18 protein-coding genes are annotated in these 18,088 nt (G+C 71.5%); 9 read left to right on the forward strand and 9 right to left on the reverse strand.

All coding sequences use genetic code 11. From position 1 onward, the window contains the following. Positions 1 to 432: ATP-binding protein (locus tag AB0F71_RS37540; protein WP_360244989.1), on the reverse strand; the 432-nt coding region annotated here is incomplete at its 3' end. 270 nt (positions 433 to 702) lie between these two features. On the opposite strand from AB0F71_RS37540, the gene AB0F71_RS37545 reads away from it, so the two are divergent. The 3 genes from AB0F71_RS37545 to AB0F71_RS37555 all read left to right on the forward strand — a co-directional run bounded on the left by AB0F71_RS37545 (position 703) and on the right by AB0F71_RS37555 (position 3,320). Next, entirely contained in the window at positions 703 to 1,563 is an 861-nt protein-coding gene (locus AB0F71_RS37545) for a helix-turn-helix transcriptional regulator (RefSeq protein ID WP_360244992.1), read from the forward strand. Further along, the gene (locus AB0F71_RS37550; protein WP_360244995.1) at positions 1,556 to 1,747 is read left to right on the forward strand and encodes a DUF397 domain-containing protein; all 192 of its coding nucleotides are present in this window, start codon (positions 1,556 to 1,558) and stop codon (positions 1,745 to 1,747) included. Before AB0F71_RS37545 ends, AB0F71_RS37550 begins: the two co-directional genes overlap by 8 nt. Positions 1,748 to 2,114: 367 nt before the next feature. Beyond that, positions 2,115 to 3,320: a hypothetical protein gene (locus AB0F71_RS37555; protein WP_360244998.1), complete on the forward strand. Its 1,206-nt coding sequence runs from the start codon at positions 2,115 to 2,117 to the stop codon at positions 3,318 to 3,320. A gap of 131 nt (positions 3,321 to 3,451) precedes the next feature. Here AB0F71_RS37555 and AB0F71_RS37560 read toward each other — a convergent pair whose 3' ends face one another. Continuing rightward, a complete protein-coding gene (locus tag AB0F71_RS37560; RefSeq protein ID WP_360245078.1) occupies positions 3,452 to 4,498 on the reverse strand; it encodes an acyl-CoA desaturase in 1,047 nt (348 codons plus the stop codon). Positions 4,499 to 4,642: 144 nt separating this feature from the next. Continuing rightward, positions 4,643 to 5,053 (reverse strand): VOC family protein, encoded by a 411-nt coding sequence (locus AB0F71_RS37565; RefSeq protein ID WP_360245001.1) that lies wholly within the window; start codon positions 5,051 to 5,053, stop codon positions 4,643 to 4,645. A gap of 204 nt (positions 5,054 to 5,257) precedes the next feature. Here AB0F71_RS37565 and AB0F71_RS37570 point away from each other — a divergent pair, with 204 nt between their 5' ends. Continuing rightward, complete coding sequence (locus AB0F71_RS37570; protein WP_360245004.1) at positions 5,258 to 6,838, forward strand: protein kinase; 1,581 nt, start codon at positions 5,258 to 5,260, stop codon at positions 6,836 to 6,838. 115 nt (positions 6,839 to 6,953) lie between these two features. Next, entirely contained in the window at positions 6,954 to 7,826 is an 873-nt protein-coding gene (locus tag AB0F71_RS37575; protein WP_360245007.1) for an alpha/beta fold hydrolase, read from the forward strand. On the opposite strand, the gene AB0F71_RS37580 is transcribed toward AB0F71_RS37575, so the two are convergent. Continuing rightward, positions 7,819 to 8,361, reverse strand: a complete 543-nt coding sequence (locus AB0F71_RS37580) for a hypothetical protein (RefSeq protein WP_360245010.1) — start codon at positions 8,359 to 8,361, stop codon at positions 7,819 to 7,821. The genes AB0F71_RS37575 and AB0F71_RS37580 overlap by 8 nt on opposite strands. An 88-nt stretch (positions 8,362 to 8,449) precedes the next feature. Continuing rightward, entirely contained in the window at positions 8,450 to 9,133 is a 684-nt protein-coding gene (locus tag AB0F71_RS37585; protein ID WP_360245012.1) for a hypothetical protein, read from the reverse strand. A gap of 110 nt (positions 9,134 to 9,243) precedes the next feature. On the opposite strand from AB0F71_RS37585, the gene AB0F71_RS37590 reads away from it, so the two are divergent. Further along, on the forward strand, positions 9,244 to 9,870 hold the full coding sequence (locus AB0F71_RS37590; protein WP_360245015.1) for a TetR/AcrR family transcriptional regulator C-terminal domain-containing protein: 627 nt from the start codon (positions 9,244 to 9,246) through the stop codon (positions 9,868 to 9,870). 23 nt (positions 9,871 to 9,893) lie between these two features. Here AB0F71_RS37590 and AB0F71_RS37595 read toward each other — a convergent pair whose 3' ends face one another. Continuing rightward, complete coding sequence (locus AB0F71_RS37595; RefSeq protein WP_360245018.1) at positions 9,894 to 10,574, reverse strand: hypothetical protein; 681 nt, start codon at positions 10,572 to 10,574, stop codon at positions 9,894 to 9,896. Positions 10,575 to 11,005: 431 nt separating this feature from the next. Between AB0F71_RS37595 and AB0F71_RS37600 the strand changes: the two genes are divergently transcribed. Further along, positions 11,006 to 13,507 (forward strand): helicase C-terminal domain-containing protein, encoded by a 2,502-nt coding sequence (locus tag AB0F71_RS37600; RefSeq protein ID WP_360245021.1) that lies wholly within the window; start codon positions 11,006 to 11,008, stop codon positions 13,505 to 13,507. A 53-nt stretch (positions 13,508 to 13,560) separates the two neighbouring features. Here AB0F71_RS37600 and AB0F71_RS37605 read toward each other — a convergent pair whose 3' ends face one another. Further along, positions 13,561 to 13,812, reverse strand: coding sequence for a hypothetical protein (locus AB0F71_RS37605; RefSeq protein WP_360245024.1), 252 nt, complete (start codon positions 13,810 to 13,812; stop codon positions 13,561 to 13,563). Between the two features lie 138 nt (positions 13,813 to 13,950). On the opposite strand from AB0F71_RS37605, the gene AB0F71_RS37610 reads away from it, so the two are divergent. Together AB0F71_RS37610 and AB0F71_RS37615 are read left to right on the forward strand one after the other, a co-directional pair. Continuing rightward, entirely contained in the window at positions 13,951 to 14,352 is a 402-nt protein-coding gene (locus tag AB0F71_RS37610) for a hypothetical protein (RefSeq protein WP_360245027.1), read from the forward strand. Positions 14,353 to 14,462: 110 nt separating this feature from the next. Further along, positions 14,463 to 16,100 (forward strand): DNA repair helicase XPB, encoded by a 1,638-nt coding sequence (locus AB0F71_RS37615; protein WP_360245030.1) that lies wholly within the window; start codon positions 14,463 to 14,465, stop codon positions 16,098 to 16,100. Positions 16,101 to 16,106: 6 nt separating this feature from the next. On the opposite strand, the gene AB0F71_RS37620 is transcribed toward AB0F71_RS37615, so the two are convergent. Next, on the reverse strand, positions 16,107 to 16,733 hold the full coding sequence (locus AB0F71_RS37620; RefSeq protein WP_360245033.1) for an RloB family protein: 627 nt from the start codon (positions 16,731 to 16,733) through the stop codon (positions 16,107 to 16,109). Next, positions 16,681 to 18,030 (reverse strand): ATP-binding protein, encoded by a 1,350-nt coding sequence (locus AB0F71_RS37625; RefSeq protein WP_360245036.1) that lies wholly within the window; start codon positions 18,028 to 18,030, stop codon positions 16,681 to 16,683. Before AB0F71_RS37625 ends, AB0F71_RS37620 begins: the two co-directional genes overlap by 53 nt. Between the last annotated feature and the right edge of the window lie 58 nt (positions 18,031 to 18,088).

Raw genomic sequence — 18,088 nt, forward strand, 5'->3', positions numbered from 1 at the left:
GCCAGGTAAGCCATTGAACCCAGGAATAACCTCCGAATTCCTCCCGGCTATGCCGGGGATACAACCAGGCGCTTTCAGGGCGCACTCGAACCAGATCGACTTGCCGTGCTCCCGGGGGTCGACGCCCCAGCGGGTGGTGAGGCCCTCGACGAGTTGGAGGCCGCGCCCGGACTCGGCGAGGACGGAGGGGGCGTGGAGGTCGGGGAAGAGCGGGCTCTCGTCGGAGACGGAGACCCGGAGGGTGTTGCGGGTCATCGCGAGGATCTGGACGACGGGGGCGGGGGTGTCGCCGTGCCGCCAGGCGTTCACGAGGAGTTCGTAGAGGCAGAGTTCGGCCTCGAAGATGGTGGAGGCGGGCCAGCCGAGACGGACCATGGCGTCCTGGAGGGCCTGGCGGCCGAGGGCGAGAGAGGGCGTGTTGAGGTGACGCATGGGAGTTCTCCCGGGCGTGGTTGAGAAGGGGAATCCGGCGGATGGATGTCGCCGTGAGCCAGGCCAGGCAGATGGGCATGGCTGCTCTGCGGCGCTTGCTGGCAAGCGTTACTGACGATCCGTCGGATCGATGTGAGAACGACGATAGCGCAGCGTGCCTGTATTTTGAGGCCTTCGCCTCAAAATTCCCTCTATCGTGGAGACCGGCCCAGATGGACCTTCGCGCTCCCAGCGCGGCACACTGGCCCCAGCGCCGGTAGAGAGGACACCATGCCCCTTCGCTCGAATCCGACTCTCCGCCAACGCCGAATCGGCACTGAGCTGCGGAGAATGCGGGAGCAGGCCGGTCTCGGTGGCAGCCAACTCGCTCGCACTCTCGGTATCAGCCCCGGGCAGATGACACAGATGGAGAAGGCGAAGATCGGCGTCAGTCCCGAGCGCCTGCGGACCGTCGCCTCGGCCTGCAAGTGCGCCAACCAGCCACTGATCAACGCCCTTGTCGACATGGCTTCGGAGCGCGAGAAGGGCTGGTGGGAGAAGTATCGCGGCACACTCACCATCGACTTCCTTGAGGTCGCCGAGCTTGAAAGCCGGGCCGCCCGACTGACCATCTGTACGACGACCTTCGTGCCCGGCCTGCTACAGACCAACGACTACGCATCGGCTGTGTTCGCTCGGATCTTTCCTCCGCTGCCGTCACAAGAGATCGACACCAGGACGGCCTTTCGACTCAAGCGGCAGGAAGTCGTGAGCTCCAGTGCGATTCCCATCCAGGTCTTCGTCCATGAGGCAGCGCTGAGGATGCAGTTCGGCGGCCCCAAAGTCCTCGCAGACCAGCTCGAATCGCTCCTCAGCGCCTCGGAGCAGCCAGGCATCTCAGTCCGCGTCGTGCCGTTCGCCGTCGACACCTTTCCAGGCTTCGGCGAGAACCTCACCTTCGCCGAAGGGCCCGTTCCCGAGCTGGACACCATCCAGATGGACGTGGCTCAAGGTGCACTCTTCTTCGACTCCCCAGCGGACCTGGCCAAGCACCGGGCGATCTTCTCCACCCTGGACTCCACGGCACTCTCCGAAGAAGGATCACGTGATTTCGTTCGATCCGTCATGAAGGATGTAATGCCGTATGCGTAAGTCAGAGTGGCAGAAGTCCAGCTACAGCGCCGCAAACAATGAGTGCGTGGAGGTGCGTGTGGCCGACGGCGCCATCGAACTCCGCGAGTCCGACGAAGGCCACCTCATCCTCCACACCACCCCGGCCGCCCTCGCCGCCCTCCTCAGCGGCCTCAAGGCCGGTGAGTTCGACCACCACGCCTGACCCTCCACACGTCCCAGGAGTGGGAAGTCGACCCCATCGACTTCCCACTCCCCGCCCGCGTTCTCCTGATCCGTACGGAAACCGTAGCTACGGCCTCGTCCGGGAAGCCGTGGTCCGCTTCATCATCGCGGCGGTCGCGGCGGGCGGCCTCCTACGCCCGTTCAAGCCGTAACCGCCCAGCCGGATGCCCCCGCCCGGCCTCGACGGGTTCCGCGTGCGGTGGCCGAGCGTAACCGCCGTCACGGTCCGTCAACGGGTGGCGTGCGCCTCTGCGGCGTTGCCGGCCGCGGCAGTTGGCCGGGTGGGCAGGGTCGGCCCTGAGGCGTAGATTCGAGGTATGTAAACGAACGAATGACGGGAGGAGACGATGGCTGCCCGCTCGACCCACGTCACGCTCCACAACTTCGCCGGGGTGCTGAACCTCAGGCTCACCGCCACGGAAATCGGCCCGGGTGTCTTCACCACCCAGCCGCCACAGCTCATCGGGGACAGGGGGGAATGGGAATCGGAGTCGGACGGATTCCTCACCGGCACCGAAGGCCGGGTCACCTATCAGATCGAGGACGTCGACGGCGTCCGCCAGGGCGAAATGAGCTTCCACTGGGACAACCCCTTCACCGGGGCGAACTCCTACGAAGAGAGCGTGACCCCCGCCGCGACGGGCGCCACCAGCGGGGGCTTCTCGGTGGTGCACCTCGGCGGCAGCGGCAACAACACGACCGTGGAGGTGCAACTGCTCAAAGGCTTCTGCCAGGCCAACCAGGACACCGGCGAGATCGTCTGCGCATCCGCCGACCCACTGACGGGCACGTCCCAACGCTTCGCCGCGATCTTCGAGCAGAGCCAGGGCCCCTCGTTCCACGCGGTCCACGACCTGACCGCCGACCAGTACCAGCAGACCTTCGACACCCTCACCGGACAGGGCTTCCGCCCCGTGTGGGTGAGCGGCTACGCCGTCGATGCGGTTGACCGCTACGCCGCCATCTTCGAGCAGCGCGACGGGCCGCCGTTCGCGGCCTTCCACCGCCTCACCGCGGACCAGTACCAGCAGACCTTCAACGACCAAGTGGCCCAAGGCTTCCGCCCGATCGACGTCAGCGGCTACGCGGTGAACGGTGGCGACCTCTACGCCGCCATCTTCGAACAGCAGAGCGGCCCGCCGTTCGCGGCCTTCCACCGCCTCAGCGCCGACCAGTACCAGCAGACCTTCAACGACCAAGTGGCCCAAGGCTTCCGCCCCGTCCACGTCAGCGGCTACGCGGTGAACGGTGGCGACCTCTACGCCGCCATCTTCGAGCAGCGGAACGGGCCGCCGTTCGCGGCCTTCCACCGCCTCAGCGCCGACCAGTACCAGCAGACCTTCAAGGACCAAGTGGCCCAAGGCTTCCGCCCGATCGACGTCAGCGGCTACACCTTCGACGGCGGCGACCACTACGCCGCCATCTTCGAACAGCAGAGCACACCGCCGTTCGCCGCCTTCCACCGCCTCAGCGCCGACCAGTACCAGCAGACCTTCAACGACCAAGTGGCCCAAGGCTTCCGGCTGACCAGAGTCAGCGGATACTCCCTCTGAACCTCGCGACCGTTCCGATGCGCAGGAAGTCGACCCCGCCGACTTCCTGCGCATCGCCCCGCCTCGCCCTGCCTCGCCCGCCTTGCCCCGCCTCGCGCCGCAGCCCCTCGCACGGGCCCGGGCGGCGTCGCTCAGTCGCCGGAGCGGATCGGCTCGCCCGTGCGGTGCAGGTGGGTGAGGATCTCCCGGTAGGAGCGGAGCAGCCCGGTCTCGTAGTACGGGATGTCCTTCTCCGCACAGAACTCCCGGGTGATCCGGGCCGCCCGCCCGAGCGCGGGGGTCGGCATGCTGGGGAACAGGTGGTGCTCCACCTGGTAGTTGAGGCCGCCCATCACCACGTCGAGCAGCGGCCCGCCGCGGACGTTGCGCGAGGTGAGCACCTGGCGGCGCAGGAAGTCGAGCCGCATCCCGGGCGTCACCATCAGCATGCCCTTGTGGTTCGGCGCGAAGACGCAGCCCAGGTAGACGCCGAGCAGCGCCTGGTGCACGGCGACGAAGGCCAGGGCCTTGCCGAACGGCAGCGCGCCGAAGACCAGGCCGAAGTAGGCCGCGAAGTGGACGACCAGCAGGACGCCCTCCAGCACCGGCCGCTTCACCGCGGGGCCGCGCAGCGCGCGGAAGCTGTTGAAGCTGAGGTTGAGGCCCTCCAGCAGGAGCAGCGGGAAGAACAGGTACGCCTGCCGGCGGCCGATGAACCGGGCGAGGCCGCTCGCCTGCCGGGCCTGCCGCTGCGACCACACGACGAGGTCGGGCGAGACGTCCGGGTCGCGCTCCTCGTGGTTGGGGTTGGCGTGGTGGCGGGTGTGCTTGTTCATCCACCAGCCGTAGCTCATGCCCATCAGCAGGTTGGCGGCGATCCGGCCGCCGACCTCGCTGGGCACCCGCCGACTGAACACCTGGCGGTGCGCCAGATCGTGCGACAGCAGCGCGACCTGGGCGAAGACCGCGGCCATCACGGCCGCCAGGGCGAGCTGCCACCAGGTGTCGCCGATCGCGTACAGGGCGCACCAGCCGTCGACGAACGCGAAGAGCACCAGCCCGATGCGGGCCGCGTAGTAGCCGGGGCGGCGGTCCAGCAGACCCTCGGCGGCGATCCGGCGGCTCAACTGGGCGAAGTCACTGCCGCCGCCCTCCGGCTGCGGGGCGGCGGACGCCGGAGCGGCCGCGGCCTTGGTCATCGTCACGGACTGTGTGGGCATGCCCCGAGTCTGGCCCGCCGGGCGGAGCCGCAGAACGGGGAAAGCACCCCTCCCGTACGGGTGTTAACCCCCGCAGCGGGAGGGGTGGCGGCGGGCCCGGGGCCGACCGGCGGCCCGGCTCGCTCAGCCCTTGTCGCCGCCCATCCAGGCGGCGCGCTGGCGCAGCGAGATGCGGTTGCCGTCCGGGTCCACGGCTTCGACGCGGATGCCGAAGCCGTAGTCCTCCGGCTCGGACTGCTCGAAGGTGACGCCGCGCCCGCTCAGCACCTTGAAGTCCGCCCGCAGGTCGTCCGATTCGAGGAAGACCGGCCCCGGAGTGACACCCGGCAGGCGCGAGGCCGGCTGGCCGGCGGCCGGGGCGTGCGGCCAGAGGATGATCTCCACCGGGCTGCCCGGGGCGGCCACGGTCAGGAAGCGCCCGTCGGGGCCCGGGTGGTCGATGCGCTTCTCCAGGCCGAGCCGGTCGGTGTAGAACTCCAGGGCGCGGTCCTGGTCGGTGACGTAGACCGTCACGTACATGATGTTCGTCAGCATCTCGCTGGGTGTCCCTTCGTGTCGTCGAGGGTGCTCCATCGCCCCTCTGCCGCACCGACGGATCCCGACGAGCAGATGTGACACGTAGGACGGTCGGTTGATCCACCCGGAGCCCTGCCCGTACTGTCGGCACGCGGCGGCATCGACGGCATCGGGGACGTCGGCATCGGGGACGTCGGCGGCGATCGAGAGCGGGGCGGGGCCGTGACCGAAGAGGCGATACCAGGACGGCTGATCGGCCGTCGCTACCGGCTCGTCCGGCAGCTGGGGGCCGGCGGCTTCGGGCGGGTCTGGCAGGCCCACGACGAGACGCTGGGCATCGACGTGGCCGTCAAGCAGCTGTGGCTGCCGCCCGCGACCTCGGACGGCGAGCGGGCCGAACGGCTGGCCCGGGCCGAGCGCGAGGCGCGCAACGCCGCCCGGCTGCGCGACCGGCCGCACATCGTGTCCGTCCACGACGTGCTGGTCGAGGACGGCATGCCGTGGATGGTGATGCAGCTGGTGTCGGGCGGCTCGCTGGGCGACCGGCTGGCCGCGCACGGGCCGCTGCCGGTCGAGCGGGCGGCCGCGGTCGCCCGCGCCCTGCTGACCGCCCTCGGCGCCGCCCACGCGGCCGGGGTGGTGCACCGGGACGTCAAGCCCGCCAACGTGATGCTCGCCGACGACGGCGAGGTGCTGCTCGCGGACTTCGGGATCGCCGTCCACCAGGCCGACACGACGCTCACCGCGACCGGGGCGTTCATCGGCTCGATCGAGTACATCGCGCCCGAGCGGGCGCGCGGCGTGGACGGGCAGGCCGCCTCCGACCTGTTCTCCCTCGGTGTCACCCTGTACCAGGCGGTCGAGGGCGTCTCGCCGTTCCGCCGGGACTCGGCGACGGCCTCGCTGACCGCCGTCCTGTTCGACCCGCCCGCGCCACCGCGCAACGCCGGTCAGCTGGCGCCGCTGATCCTGGCGCTGCTGGCGAAGGAACCGGAGCAACGACCCAGCACGGCACAGGCGTTGGCGATGCTCGACCGGTCCGTCCCGAACGTGCCCACCGTGCTCGACCATCCGCTCCCGGCGCCGACCGCTGCGCCCGTGACCGTGACCGCGTCCACGCCCGCGCCCGTGACCGTGACCGTGACCGCGGCCGCGTCCACGCCCGCGTCCGTGGTGCAGGACCTCGCGGTGACGGCACCGACGGACGCCCCGAGGTCGCGCTCGGCCCGGACGACCATGGGCGTGATCGTCGGCGTCGTGCTGGCCGCAGTGGTCGGGGTGCTGGTCGCCACGCTCCCCGGGGACGACGGGACCGATCAGCCCGAGGCCGCGGCCGGGGCCACCGCCTCCGGGCTGCCGCTGAGCAGCCCGTCGAGGAGCTCGGCGCCCGGCCTCCCGGACCTGCCGACCCCCTGCCGCGTCTCCGCCGACCTCGCCGCCAAGCTCGGGCTCGCCAGCCAGGGCCACGAGGACGTCAAGCCCGAACGGCGCCGGTGCGACTGGTGGACCGACGGCTCCCCCCGCCTCCCGTACAACTTCGCCAGTGCGCAGACCTACCGGGGCCCGTACACCGTCCAGCCGAACTCGCACCCGGTGCGGATCGCGAACGCCGTGACGGGCCAGGAGTACATCGACGACAAACCCAGCAACAACGGCATCGTCTACTGCCGCGTCGAGTGGCCCACGGACAACGGCGGCTTCGCCTCGGCCGTGATGCAGTCCCCCAAGGGCTCCGACCCCAGCCACCTCTGCGAGTTCACCGAGCAGTGGGCGGACGGGCTGTACCAGAGCCTGACGCCCTGACTTCGCGGCGCCCGGAACGGCTCGTCCAGGTGGCGGGGGAGGGCGGCCGTCTCGGCAATCCCTTGTCCCGGCGCACGTTGGTACACGCGTATCATTCGTGTGATACACATGTACCATGCGAATCAGCGAGTTCACGAACGGCAAGGCCGAAGCCCGCTTCCGCACCGCCTACGAGCACGCCCTGACCCGCCTCTGGCCCGGGCAGCACACCGCGACGACCGTCCCCACCGGCTTCGGCAGCACCCGCGTCCTGCGCACCGGCCCCGCGCACGGGCAGCCGGTCGTGCTGCTCCCCGGCGCCGGCGGCAACGCCCTGATGTGGCACGCGTACGTCGAACGCCTCGCCCAGCAGCACCCCGTCATCGCCGTGGACACCGTCGGCGAACCGGGCGCCAGCGTGCAGACCACCCCGATCAGGGACGGCCACGACGCCGCCGACTGGCTGGAGGAACTCCTCGCCGCGCTCGACGTGCCCGCCGCCCATCTGGTCGGCTGCTCCTACGGCGGCTGGATCGCCCTCCACCACCAGCTCCGCCACCCCGGCCGGACCGCTTCCCTCACCCTGGTCGACCCGGCCGGCCTGGCCGACGTCGGCCGCCGCTTCTACACCTGGCTGATCCTCGGCGGCCTCGCTGCTCTGGCCCCGCGCGCGCTCCGCCCCCGGCTGGCCCGGGCGGTCGGCAACAGCGCCATCCTGGAGGCCGAGCTGATGACCCTGATGCGCGCCTCGACCGGCTTCCGCCGCCGCCTGCCCCTGGCCACCACCCTCGACGACGCCGAACTGGCCCGCCTCGACGCGCCCGCGCTCTTCCTGCTCGGCGAGCGCAGCGCCCTGCACGACGCCCGGGCCGTCGCCGAGCGGCTGCACCGACTCGCCCCGGCCGCCCAGGTACGGATCGTGCCCAGCGCCGGGCACTCGCTGACCACGGACGATCCGGCGGCCGTCCTCGACGGGATCCTCACCATGGCGGCGCCGCAGGTCAGTTGACCGCCTCGACGACCCCGGCCTGCTCGGCCTTCTCGCGCTCGGCCTCGCGCTCCTCCTCGGCCGGCCCGTCCGCCAGGACCATCGGCCAGTCCTCCCCGGAGGCCAGCAGCGCCTCCAGGGGCACCCCGGCTGCCCCGGTGAACACGGCGGTGGCCTCGGAGAGCCGGGCCGACCGGGCCGAACGGGCCGACCGGGCGGCCACCTCGGCGGGAAGGTCCACCTCGGCGGAGAGGACCACGGCGGCGTCCGGATCGAGGGCCGAACGGAGCGGGAAGTCGGCCGGATCGACGCGCACCTGCTCCAGCGCGTACGGGTAGACCGCGATCGTCACCGTCAACCGGTCGCCGTCCAGGGTGCGTTCGGCCCAGCCGTCGGTCGGCAGCAGGAAGAAGGCGCCGTCCCCCTCGTAGCAGTACGCGCCGAGCCGGTCCAGGGCCCGCTCGCCGGGGGTGCCGTCGGGATCGACGACGAGGACGGCGACGTGCGCCTCCCGGTCGCTCGGGTCGAGGTCGGAGCGGACGTACAGACGGGCCACCGGGCACCTCCGGTTCGCGGAACGGAATCGGGCCCGTCGCCTTACCCCGCAAGGGAGTTGGGCGACGGGCCCGGGGCCCACGCTACCGTCAGGCGGTCACCCGCTCCGCCGCCGGACCCCCCTTGCGGCGCACCACCTGCCGCCGCACCGCCCAGACCGCCCCGGCGAGCACGAAGCCGTAGACCGACACCAGCCCGTGCCCGTTCTCCTGGGCGAACCACATCGCCAGGCCGAGCACCGGGACGCCGGCCGCCAGGGCGATCTCCTTGGGGAGCCGGGTGCGGGTGAGGAAGGCGAGGGCCAGGGTGGCGCCGAGGAAGTAGGTGGCGCCGGAGCTGCCGGCGAAGTTGCGGGGGTCGGTGCTGGGGCCGCCGCCGATGCCGATCAGGGTGTCGATCCGGCCGGGCAGCAGGATGCCGGCCAGGAAGAAGCCGAGGGTGAGCGTGCCGCCCCAGTACCACTGGGCGAGCGCGGCGACGGCGGCGAGGCTGACGAGGTTCCACAGGCCGCCGAAGAGGCCGCCGTTCTGCATGAACACCGAGGTGAACTCGCGCCACCAGCCGGACCGTGCCGGGTCCGCGTCCAGCGCGTCCATGGCGCCGGACCACACCAGCTGGAGCAGCACCCCGCCGACGGCGACGGCGGTCAGGGCGATCGCCGCCCACGGGAGCGGCCGTCCGCGCAGGGTGTCGCGGCCGACCACGCCGAGCCCGCAGTTGACCATCATGACCATCAGCGCAGCCGTGGTCACGTTGAAGACGATGGCGTCCATGACTGGCCCTCCCCCCGGTTCCGGCGCTTTCCAACGCCGTTCGAAAACCTGATGGAGCAAAGGTAGCACAGTTTTCGAACAGCGTTGGAAAACGATGTACGGTGGACCGCATGAAGCTCACCAAGGAGCGCATCGTCGACGCCGGCATGGCCGTCTTCGCCGAGGTCGGCTACCAGAACCTGTCCATGCGCCAGGTCGCCGAACGCCTCGACGCCCACGCCGGCAGCCTCTACTACCACGTGCGCGGCAAGGACGAACTGCTCGCCCTGATGGCCGACCGGATCAGCCACCGCGCGTACGACGCGGGCACCGCCGCCCTCGCCGCCCTCCCGCCCGACGCTGGCTGGCAGGACCGCGTCGAGGCCCAGGCTGTCACCCTGCGCCACGAGATCAAGCAGCACGCCGGCGGCGCCCAACTCCTCGCCGAGAGCCCCGGGGTGCTCAGCACCGGCGGCCTCTCCCTGATGGAACGCCTGCTGCGCACCCTCCTCGACGCCGGTCTGCCCGCCGAGCACTGCGGCACGGCCGCCGACACCCTGCTCAGCCACGTCACCGGCTTCGTGCTCCAGGAGCAGAACCAGCCCACCGCCCCGCCGACCGTCACCGCCGAGCTCTACGCCGAACTCCGCGAACGGTTCCCACTGGTCATGGGCGACCTGATCCCGCGACTGAGCCAGGACGAGAAGTACGTCCGGAGCATCCGCCTGCTCTGCACGGGCTTCACGGCGCTCTCCTGAGCCGCCGGGGGCGACCCCGGCGCTCAGCCCTGCTGCGGCGGACGGCGGCGCATGCTCAGCAGCAACAGCACCACCGCCGTCAGCACCGCCGAGGTGCGCAACACGCCCGGAGCCATCGACCAGCTGAACTGCCCCAGCGGGGAACCGGTCTGCACCCCGCCACCGCCACCGCCCGCCCCCTGCTTCGCCGTTCGCATCGCGAACAGCGCGGTCGCGCTCATCGTCACCAGCGGGATCCCCAGGATCACGAACTTACGTGTCAGATCGGAGAGTTGACGGGACAGGTAGCCGAGCCCCCAGCCCGCCAGCATGGCCGGGAAGAACCCGGACACCGCACCGCCGACCAACAGCCCGCAGGACAACAGGATCAGCGGGGACGGCTTGCGGGCCCCCTGGCCCGCCCCGGCGGCCGTCGCGGCCTTCCCGGCCTTCGCCTGCGCGGCCTTGGCCTGCGCCTTCCGCTGCCGCTTCGACAGCCGCACCGGCCGCCCCCCGGCCTGCCCCACCGGCGCCCCGGCCTGCTCCCCGGCCTGCGCCGCCGCGTCCTCCGCGCGCTGCTCGGGGATCGGCTTCGGCGCGGGCTGCGGCGTGTCCGAGAAGTCGAGCATCGTCATCGTCCACGGGCTCGAACTCTGCACCATCGGCGGCGGGATCACCTCCGAACCGCCCTCGGGCGAGGCGACGCCCGGCAGGTCCAGAGACACGTTCGGAATGCCACCCGTCCCGGTGAACCCGGACGCAACCGAGGGCCCGTACACGCTGTCCTCCGCCGCCGGACCCTCGGGCGCGGCCGCCGGCGGAGCCGCCGGGGGAGGCGTCGACGGGGGAGGCGTCGACGGGGGAGGCGTCGACGGCGCGGATGCACCCGACGCCCCCGGCCGCTCGCTCCACGGCCCGCTCTTGCGCCACCACTCGCCGTCCGTCATCACCGACACCCCGCCTCGCCCACGCCGTCCGCCGAACCGCGGCGACCGCCCACCGAACCGCCCTCGGCCGTGACGCTACCCACCGTGCCCCGTCGACGCGAGTCCCGCCGCGCACCCCGCGCCACCGCAGCCGCACTACCGGGGCCCCCGCCCCCGGCCCGCCGTACGAGCGCACCCCACCGTCGGCGCGCCCGACTAACCTAGGTCGAATGACCACACAGCAGGGCCCCCAAGGCCAGCGCAGGACGCCCGCCGGCCCCCGCACCCTCGCCGAGGAGCTGCGCGCCCGCCCCGACGACGCGCTCGCCGCCCTGCTCCGGTCCCGCCCCGACCTGCTGAACCCCGTCCCCGGCGACCTCACCCAGCTCGCCGCCCGGCTGTCCTCGCGCGCCTCCGCACTGCGCGCCCTGGAGCGGCTCGACCGGTTCACCCTCCAGGTCGCCGAGGCCCTGGCCACCGCCCCGGACGGCACCTCCCTGGCCACCGTCCGCACCCTGCTGACCGGCCCGGCCAAGGTCAAGCCGCACCCCGGCGCCACCCCGCTCACCCCGGCCGACCGCGCCGCCGTCGCCTCCGCCCTCCCCCGCGCCGTCGCCGTCCTGCGCGACCGGGCGCTGCTCTGGGGCCCCGACAACGGCCTGCGGCTGGTGCTCGCCGTCCGCGAGGCACTCGCCCCCACCGCCGCCAACCCCGGCCGCACCGGCCTCGGCCCCACCCTCGCCGACGCCACCACCGGCATGTCCCCGGCCCGGCTGCAGCAGCTGCTCGCCTCCGCCGGGCAGCCCGCCACCCCGGACCCGGTCACCGCGGTCGCCGCGCTGACCGCCCTGCTCACCGACCGCGCCCGCTGCGCCGCCCTGCTCGACACCGCCCCCGAACCGGCGCTGCGGCTGCTGGACCGGCTGGTCTGGGGGCCGCCCACCGGCACCGTTCCGGACGCCACCCGCCCGGTCACCGCCGAGGACGCGCAGAGCCCGGTCGAATGGCTGCTGGCCCGCGGCCTGCTGCTGCCCACCAGCCCGGGCAGCGTCGTACTGCCCCGCGAGCTGGCCCTGCACCTGCGCGGCGGCCGCACCCACCGCACCGTCGAACCGCTCCAGCCCGAGCCCGCACCCGCCGCTCCCCCGCGCGATCCACAGGCTGTGGACAACGCCGCGGCCGGCCAGGCGCACACCGCCGTCAAGACCGTCGAGGAGCTCCTCGACACCTGGGGCCTCACCCCGCCGCCCACCCTGCGGGCCGGCGGCCTCGGCGTACGGGACCTCAAGCGCGCCGCCCAGACCCTGGAGACCACCGAGCAGCAGGCCGCCTTCTGGCTCGAACTCGCCTACACCGCAGGGCTGCTGGCCCCCGACGGCGAGGCCGACGAATGCTGGGCGCCGACCCCGGCCTACGACGGCTGGCTGCAACTGGACACTGCCGAACGCTGGTCAGTGCTGGCCGCCGCCTGGTTCACCGCCACCCGCGTCCCCGCCCTCACCGGCACCCCGGACGGCAAGGGCAAGCCGCGCGCCGCCCTCGGCCCCGAACTCGACCGCACCCTCGCCCCGTCCGTCCGCCGGGCCGCCCTCGCGCTGCTCGCCGAACTCCCGCCCGGCACCCCGGCCACCGCCGCGGAACTGCTGCCCACCCTGCGCTGGCAGCGCCCGCTGCGCGGCGGCCCCACCGGCCCGAGCGGCCACGAGCTGCGCGACGACCTCACCGCCTGGACCCTCGCCGAGGCCGAACTGCTCGGCATCACCGGCCGCGGCGCCCTCGCCGCCCCCGCCCGCGCCCTGCTCACCGCCGAGTCCGACCCGGCCGAGGTGCTCGCCCCGCTGCTCCCGCGGCCGCTGGACCACGTGATCCTCCAGCCGGACCTCACCGCGATCGCACCCGGCCCGCTGCTCACCCCGCTCGCCCAGGCGCTCGCCCTGTGCGCCGACATCGAGTCCAAGGGCGGCGCCACCGTCTACCGCTTCACCCCGACCTCCGTGCGCCGCGCCCTCGACGCCGGCCGCACCGCCGCCGACCTCCAGACCTTCCTGGCCCAGCACAGCCGCACGCCCGTCCCCCAGCCGCTCGCCTACCTGATCGACGACGTCGCCCGCCGGCACGGCATCCTGCGGGTCGGGGCCGCCTCCTCCTACCTGCGCTGCGACGACCCGGCCCTGCTGAACGAGGTGCTCGCCGACCGCCGCGCCACCGACCTGCGGCTGCGCCTGCTCGCCCCCACCGTCCTCGCCGCCCAGGCCGCCCCGGACGTCCTGCTCACCGCGCTGCGCACCATGGGCTACGCCCCGGCCGCCGAATCCGCCGAGGGCGACGTCCTGATCACCCGGCCGGACAGCCACCGCACCCCGCCCCGCAGCGCCCCCACGCCCGTCCCCGACGGGCCGCCCACCCCCGACGACACCCTGCTCGCCGCCGCGATCAAGGCCGTCCGGGCCGGCGACCGCGCCGCCACCGCCACCCGCCGCGAGCCGACCCCCGACCCGCGCCAACTCCCCCGCACCGCCGCCGCCGAGACCCTCGCCGCACTCCAGACCGCCGTCCTGCTCGGCGAGCGGATGTGGATCGGCTACCTCAACGCCGAGGGCATCGCCAGCCAGCGGATCATCGACCCGGTGAAGGTCGAAGGCGGCTTCGTCACCGCCTTCGACCACCACGCCGACGAACTCCGCACCTTCGCCCTGCACCGGATCACCGGCGTCGCGGAGCTGGACGAGTAGGACGGGCAGGACGGGCAGGACGAGTAGGACGGGCAGCGGGAGTCGACGGGGCGTCAGTGCCCCTGCGACTCCTTCATCTTCTGCTTGACGGCCTGGTCCGCCAGGCTGCCGATCTCGCCCTGGCCGACCGGCAGCGAGCCGCCGCCGACCTGGTCGGCGATCAGGAATCCGGGGGCGGCCAGCAGGCCGCCGGGCCCCTCCCCGATGCCCGCGAGGGCGTGGGCGGAGCCGGCCGAGGAGGCGGTGGCGGCGAAGGCCGTGCCCATCAGGGCGAGGGCGGTGAGAACGCGCTTCGAGTTCTTCATGACCGGTTCAACGAGCGAGCACGCACCGTGGTCACTCGGACCGTGTTCACTCGGACCGTGGCCACTCGGAGCAGTTGACGGGCCGCGCCCACGGGCGTACTCCGGGAACAGGGGGTTCCCGCCAAGGAGGCGACCACCATGCTCGGTGACCGGATAGCGGAGTTCACCACCACGGAGAGCGGCCGACGGGTGCTGGCCACGGTCGGCGGCCCCGCGCTGGAGGTGTCGATGACCGGCGTCGGCCAGCTGCTCGGCCACCCGGTCCGGGAGTTCGTCACCTACGAGTCCGAGCTGCGGCCCGACGGCTCGCTGTTCGGCGAGGGCCAGGGCGTCGGCATGACCGACAAGGGCGAGACCTACAGCTGGCACGGCAGCGGCATCGGCCACTTCACCGAGGGCGGAGCGGTCAGCTGGCGCGGCAGCATCTACTTCGAGAGCTCCGCCGACACCTTCCTGCGCCTGAACGACCTGGTCGGCGTGTTCGAGTTCGACAACGACCCCACCGGCGCGGGCCGGGCCGTGCTCTACGAATGGAAGTAGCCCGCCCCCGTCGAAACAGCCCGCCCACGTTCCGCGCGAAATGAGCGACACTGGAGGGTCTGCGTCAGACCCAGCCAGTCAGCCTGTCAGCCAGTGGAGGGCTCCCCCGCGTGAACGACGGACCGCTCATCGTCCAGAGCGACAAGACTCTCCTCCTGGAGATCGACCACCCCAAGGCCGCCGACTGCCGCCGCGCCATCGCCCCGTTCGCCGAACTGGAGCGGGCGCCCGAGCACGTCCACACCTACCGGGTGACCCCGCTCGGGCTGTGGAACGCCCGGGCCGCCGGGCACGACGCCGAGCAGGTCGTCGACGCCCTGGTGACGTACTCCCGCTACCCGGTGCCGCACGCCCTGCTGGTCGACGTGGCGGACACCATGGGCCGCTACGGCCGGCTCCAGCTGTCCAAGCACCCCACCCACGGGCTGGTGCTGACCACCACCGACCGCCCGGTCCTGGAGGAGGTGCTGCGCTCCAAGAAGATCGTCCCGCTGGTCGGCGCCCGGGTCGACCCCGACACCGTGGTGGTGCACCCCTCCGAGCGCGGCCAGATCAAGCAGGTGCTGCTCAAACTCGGCTGGCCCGCCGAGGACTTCGCCGGCTACGTGGACGGCGAGGCGCACCCGATCGAGCTGGACGAGAACGGCTGGCAGCTGCGCCCGTACCAGGCCCAGGCCGTCGAGGGCTTCTGGCACGGCGGCTCCGGCGTCGTGGTGCTGCCCTGCGGCGCCGGCAAGACGCTGGTCGGCGCGGCCGCCATGGCGCACGCCAAGTCGACCACGCTGATCCTGGTCACCAACACCGTCTCGGCCCGCCAGTGGAAGCACGAGCTGGTCAAGCGCACCTCGCTCACCGAGGACGAGATCGGCGAGTACAGCGGCACCAGGAAGGAGATCCGCCCGGTCACCATCGCCACCTACCAGGTGATGACGACCAAGCGGAAGGGCGTCTACGCCCACCTGGAGCTGTTCGACGCCCGCAACTGGGGCCTGGTGGTGTACGACGAGGTGCACCTGCTGCCCGCGCCGGTGTTCAAGTTCACCGCCGACCTCCAGGCCCGCCGCAGGCTCGGCCTGACCGCCACCCTGGTGCGCGAGGACGGCCGCGAGGGCGACGTGTTCAGCCTGATCGGCCCGAAGCGCTTCGACGCCCCGTGGAAGGAGATCGAGGCCCAGGGCTACATCGCGCCCGCCGACTGCTGCGAGGTGCGGGTCACCCTGACCGACTCGGAGCGGCTCGCCTACGCGACCGCCGAGCCGGAGGAGCGCTACCGCTTCTGCGCCACCACGGCGACCAAGCGGCGGGTGGTGGAGGCCCTGGTCAAGAAGCACGAGAAGGACCAGACGCTGATCATCGGCCAGTACATCGACCAGCTGGACGAACTCGGCGAGGCCCTGGACGCGCCCGTGATCAAGGGCGAGACCAGCAACGCCCAGCGCGAGAAGCTCTTCGAGGCCTTCCGGAACAAGGAGATCGGCGTCCTGGTCGTCTCCAAGGTCGCGAACTTCTCGATCGACCTGCCCGAGGCCACGGTGGCCATCCAGGTCTCCGGGACCTTCGGCTCCCGCCAGGAGGAGGCCCAGCGCCTCGGCCGCGTGCTGCGCCCCAAGGCGGACGGCCACTCGGCGCACTTCTACTCGGTGGTCGCCCGGGACACCGTGGACCAGGACTTCGCCGCCCACCGGCAGCGCTTCCTCGCCGAGCAGGGCTACGCGTACCGGATCATCGACGCGGACGACGTGCTGTGAGGCAGGTCAAGGACGGTAGTCCAGAGCGTCCAGCAGACCGCCCACAGACGTACACGGGTTACTGACGCACCAGCACTCGATCTGCCTGCCCGAATCCTCGTGCCGGGCATGCAGATCGAGTGCTGCCTTCCGGGCCTTGCCGGTATGGCCGCGAACATCGTCGAAGGCGAAGTCCTTCCCCTTCGGGTCGTAGCCCTTGAGGACCTTCGTCAATTCCTTCGCCGCCTGGTGGCTCTCCAGGTACGCCCGCCCCTGATCGAAGTGCAGCAGGAGCCACACCTCGAAGCACGGCGACGAAAGCGCGCAGTTCACACCGTTCTGCTTGGCCGTCCGAAGGGCTTGGTCGAGCGACGGGTGTCGGCGGGGCGCCTCCACGTCCAGCACGCACCACACCTCGTCAAAGGGGTCGTCGACCTTCTTGGCGTGTCCGATTGCCGCGTTCACCAGCTTGAGCGGCTCACCGTGGGTGTTGCCTATCTTCAGTGAGACCGGCCTGTTCCGGAGATCCCGGGCCAGACCCCGCAGATAGGTCTTCTCGGTGACCTCCCCCTCGCAGTAGATCAGGAAGTTTCGCTCGGGCTCACGCGTGTGCGCCTTCTGCTTCTTCGTCCCGAGCGGCTTGCCCCGCCTCATCGATCCCACGCTTCGCCCCGATCCCCACCAGAAGCTCTTCGTCGAAGAACGGTAGCGCACCGTAACGACCTGCTAGGTAGCGCTTCTCAAGATTCTCCACACCGTCCCTGACCTTGAAGTCGACCAGCGCGGTGAGCTCGGTTGCCCCTGTTCGGGCGTCCTTGGTCGCGAGGTAGATCTGGTCCCGGTGCAGCATCGCTTCGCTGTGGGGAGCGAGAAGGGTCGCATCGTGGGTGTTGAAGAGGAGTTGCGCACCGTTGACGTTCCGCTCAGGGTCCTGGAACAGCGCCACGAGCCTTGCGGCGAGATGAGGGTGAAGACGTGCATCGAGCTCGTCCACGACCAGTAGAGAGCCGCTGTTGAGAGTGCTGATCACCGGCCCCAGGAGCCCCGCCCATGTCCGGGTGCCACTGGATTCCTCCTGGAGGTCAAGCGCGACCGGCCCCTCCTCCGAGGCATGGACGAACCGCACTCGCGGGGGCACCGAGTACTTCTCCATGAAACCAGGTGCGAGGATCTTGGCGGTCGCCTCCATGAGCCGAGCCTTCTCCTCATCGTCGATCTCGACGAACGCCAGATCCGCGATTCCGAGATCCGCGAACTGAAGCAAGCGCCGGAGCTCGGCGCGGGAGTGCTCACCGCTTTCCCACAGCCGACGAGTCTCCTCCAACCGAGGTCCGAAGTTGCCGTCCAACGCGACTCGGAGCCCCCGGTGGAACCAATGCTGGATCCGCCGGAGCACCTCGTGGTTATTTCCAGCCCCAGCCGACAGGTAGAGGCTGTTCGGACGGACGACATCCTCGATGAGCCTCCGACGCCCACGGAAACTGGGGCCGTATTCGTAGTGCGACACCCCATCGTCGGCCACGGAGCGCTCGAACAACCTGCGCGGACGACCCTCGGGGTAACTCCTCAGCCACTCCTCACGCACCTGGCCGTCATCGATCTCGAAGCCGTACTCGAAGTGCACCCCGTCCAGCACGATGTCCACGGCGAAGGCCGAAGAGTCCTCCCGTCCTTCTGTGCTGAGAAGGAAGGGATGACGATTTGTCCCACCGTCCGGCAGCCACCGGGCGTGCGACTCCAGTACGGCTTGCTGCATGTAGGCAAGCGCCCGCAGCACGTTCGACTTTCCCGAGGCGTTGGCTCCGAAGATGGCCAGGACCGGCAACGCCCGGACTCCCGCCGAGGGCACCTCGGTCGCCGCGATGTCGTCGTGCTTGTCGGTGGCGACCAGGCTCAGCTCCTGCTCCTCCAGGAGTGACGCGTGGTTGGACACCCGGAAACGCATCAGCATCGCTGGTCCTCCTCATCTGCCGATGGGAAGACTACCCAAATCAAATCGCCAAAATGCG

Source organism: Kitasatospora sp. NPDC028055, from assembly GCF_040637885.1.
Classification (GTDB): Bacteria; Actinomycetota; Actinomycetes; order Streptomycetales; family Streptomycetaceae; genus Kitasatospora.

Bases quoted from the DNA above. Each gene is read 5' to 3' on its own strand.
- AB0F71_RS37600 (WP_360245021.1), top strand. From the start codon at position 11,006: ATGACCACACAGCAGGGCCCCCAAGGCCAGCGCAGGACGCCCGCCGGC.
- AB0F71_RS37620 (WP_360245033.1), bottom strand. From the start codon at position 16,733: ATGAGGCGGGGCAAGCCGCTCGGGACGAAGAAGCAGAAGGCGCACACG.
- AB0F71_RS37550 (WP_360244995.1), top strand. From the start codon at position 1,556: ATGCGTAAGTCAGAGTGGCAGAAGTCCAGCTACAGCGCCGCAAACAAT.
- AB0F71_RS37545 (WP_360244992.1), top strand. From the start codon at position 703: ATGCCCCTTCGCTCGAATCCGACTCTCCGCCAACGCCGAATCGGCACT.
- AB0F71_RS37555 (WP_360244998.1), top strand. From the start codon at position 2,115: ATGGCTGCCCGCTCGACCCACGTCACGCTCCACAACTTCGCCGGGGTG.
- AB0F71_RS37575 (WP_360245007.1), top strand. From the start codon at position 6,954: ATGCGAATCAGCGAGTTCACGAACGGCAAGGCCGAAGCCCGCTTCCGC.
- AB0F71_RS37625 (WP_360245036.1), bottom strand. From the start codon at position 18,030: ATGCTGATGCGTTTCCGGGTGTCCAACCACGCGTCACTCCTGGAGGAG.
- AB0F71_RS37560 (WP_360245078.1), bottom strand. From the start codon at position 4,498: ATGACCAAGGCCGCGGCCGCTCCGGCGTCCGCCGCCCCGCAGCCGGAG.
- AB0F71_RS37585 (WP_360245012.1), bottom strand. From the start codon at position 9,133: ATGGACGCCATCGTCTTCAACGTGACCACGGCTGCGCTGATGGTCATG.
- AB0F71_RS37610 (WP_360245027.1), top strand. From the start codon at position 13,951: ATGCTCGGTGACCGGATAGCGGAGTTCACCACCACGGAGAGCGGCCGA.
- AB0F71_RS37590 (WP_360245015.1), top strand. From the start codon at position 9,244: ATGAAGCTCACCAAGGAGCGCATCGTCGACGCCGGCATGGCCGTCTTC.
- AB0F71_RS37565 (WP_360245001.1), bottom strand. From the start codon at position 5,053: ATGCTGACGAACATCATGTACGTGACGGTCTACGTCACCGACCAGGAC.
- AB0F71_RS37605 (WP_360245024.1), bottom strand. From the start codon at position 13,812: ATGAAGAACTCGAAGCGCGTTCTCACCGCCCTCGCCCTGATGGGCACG.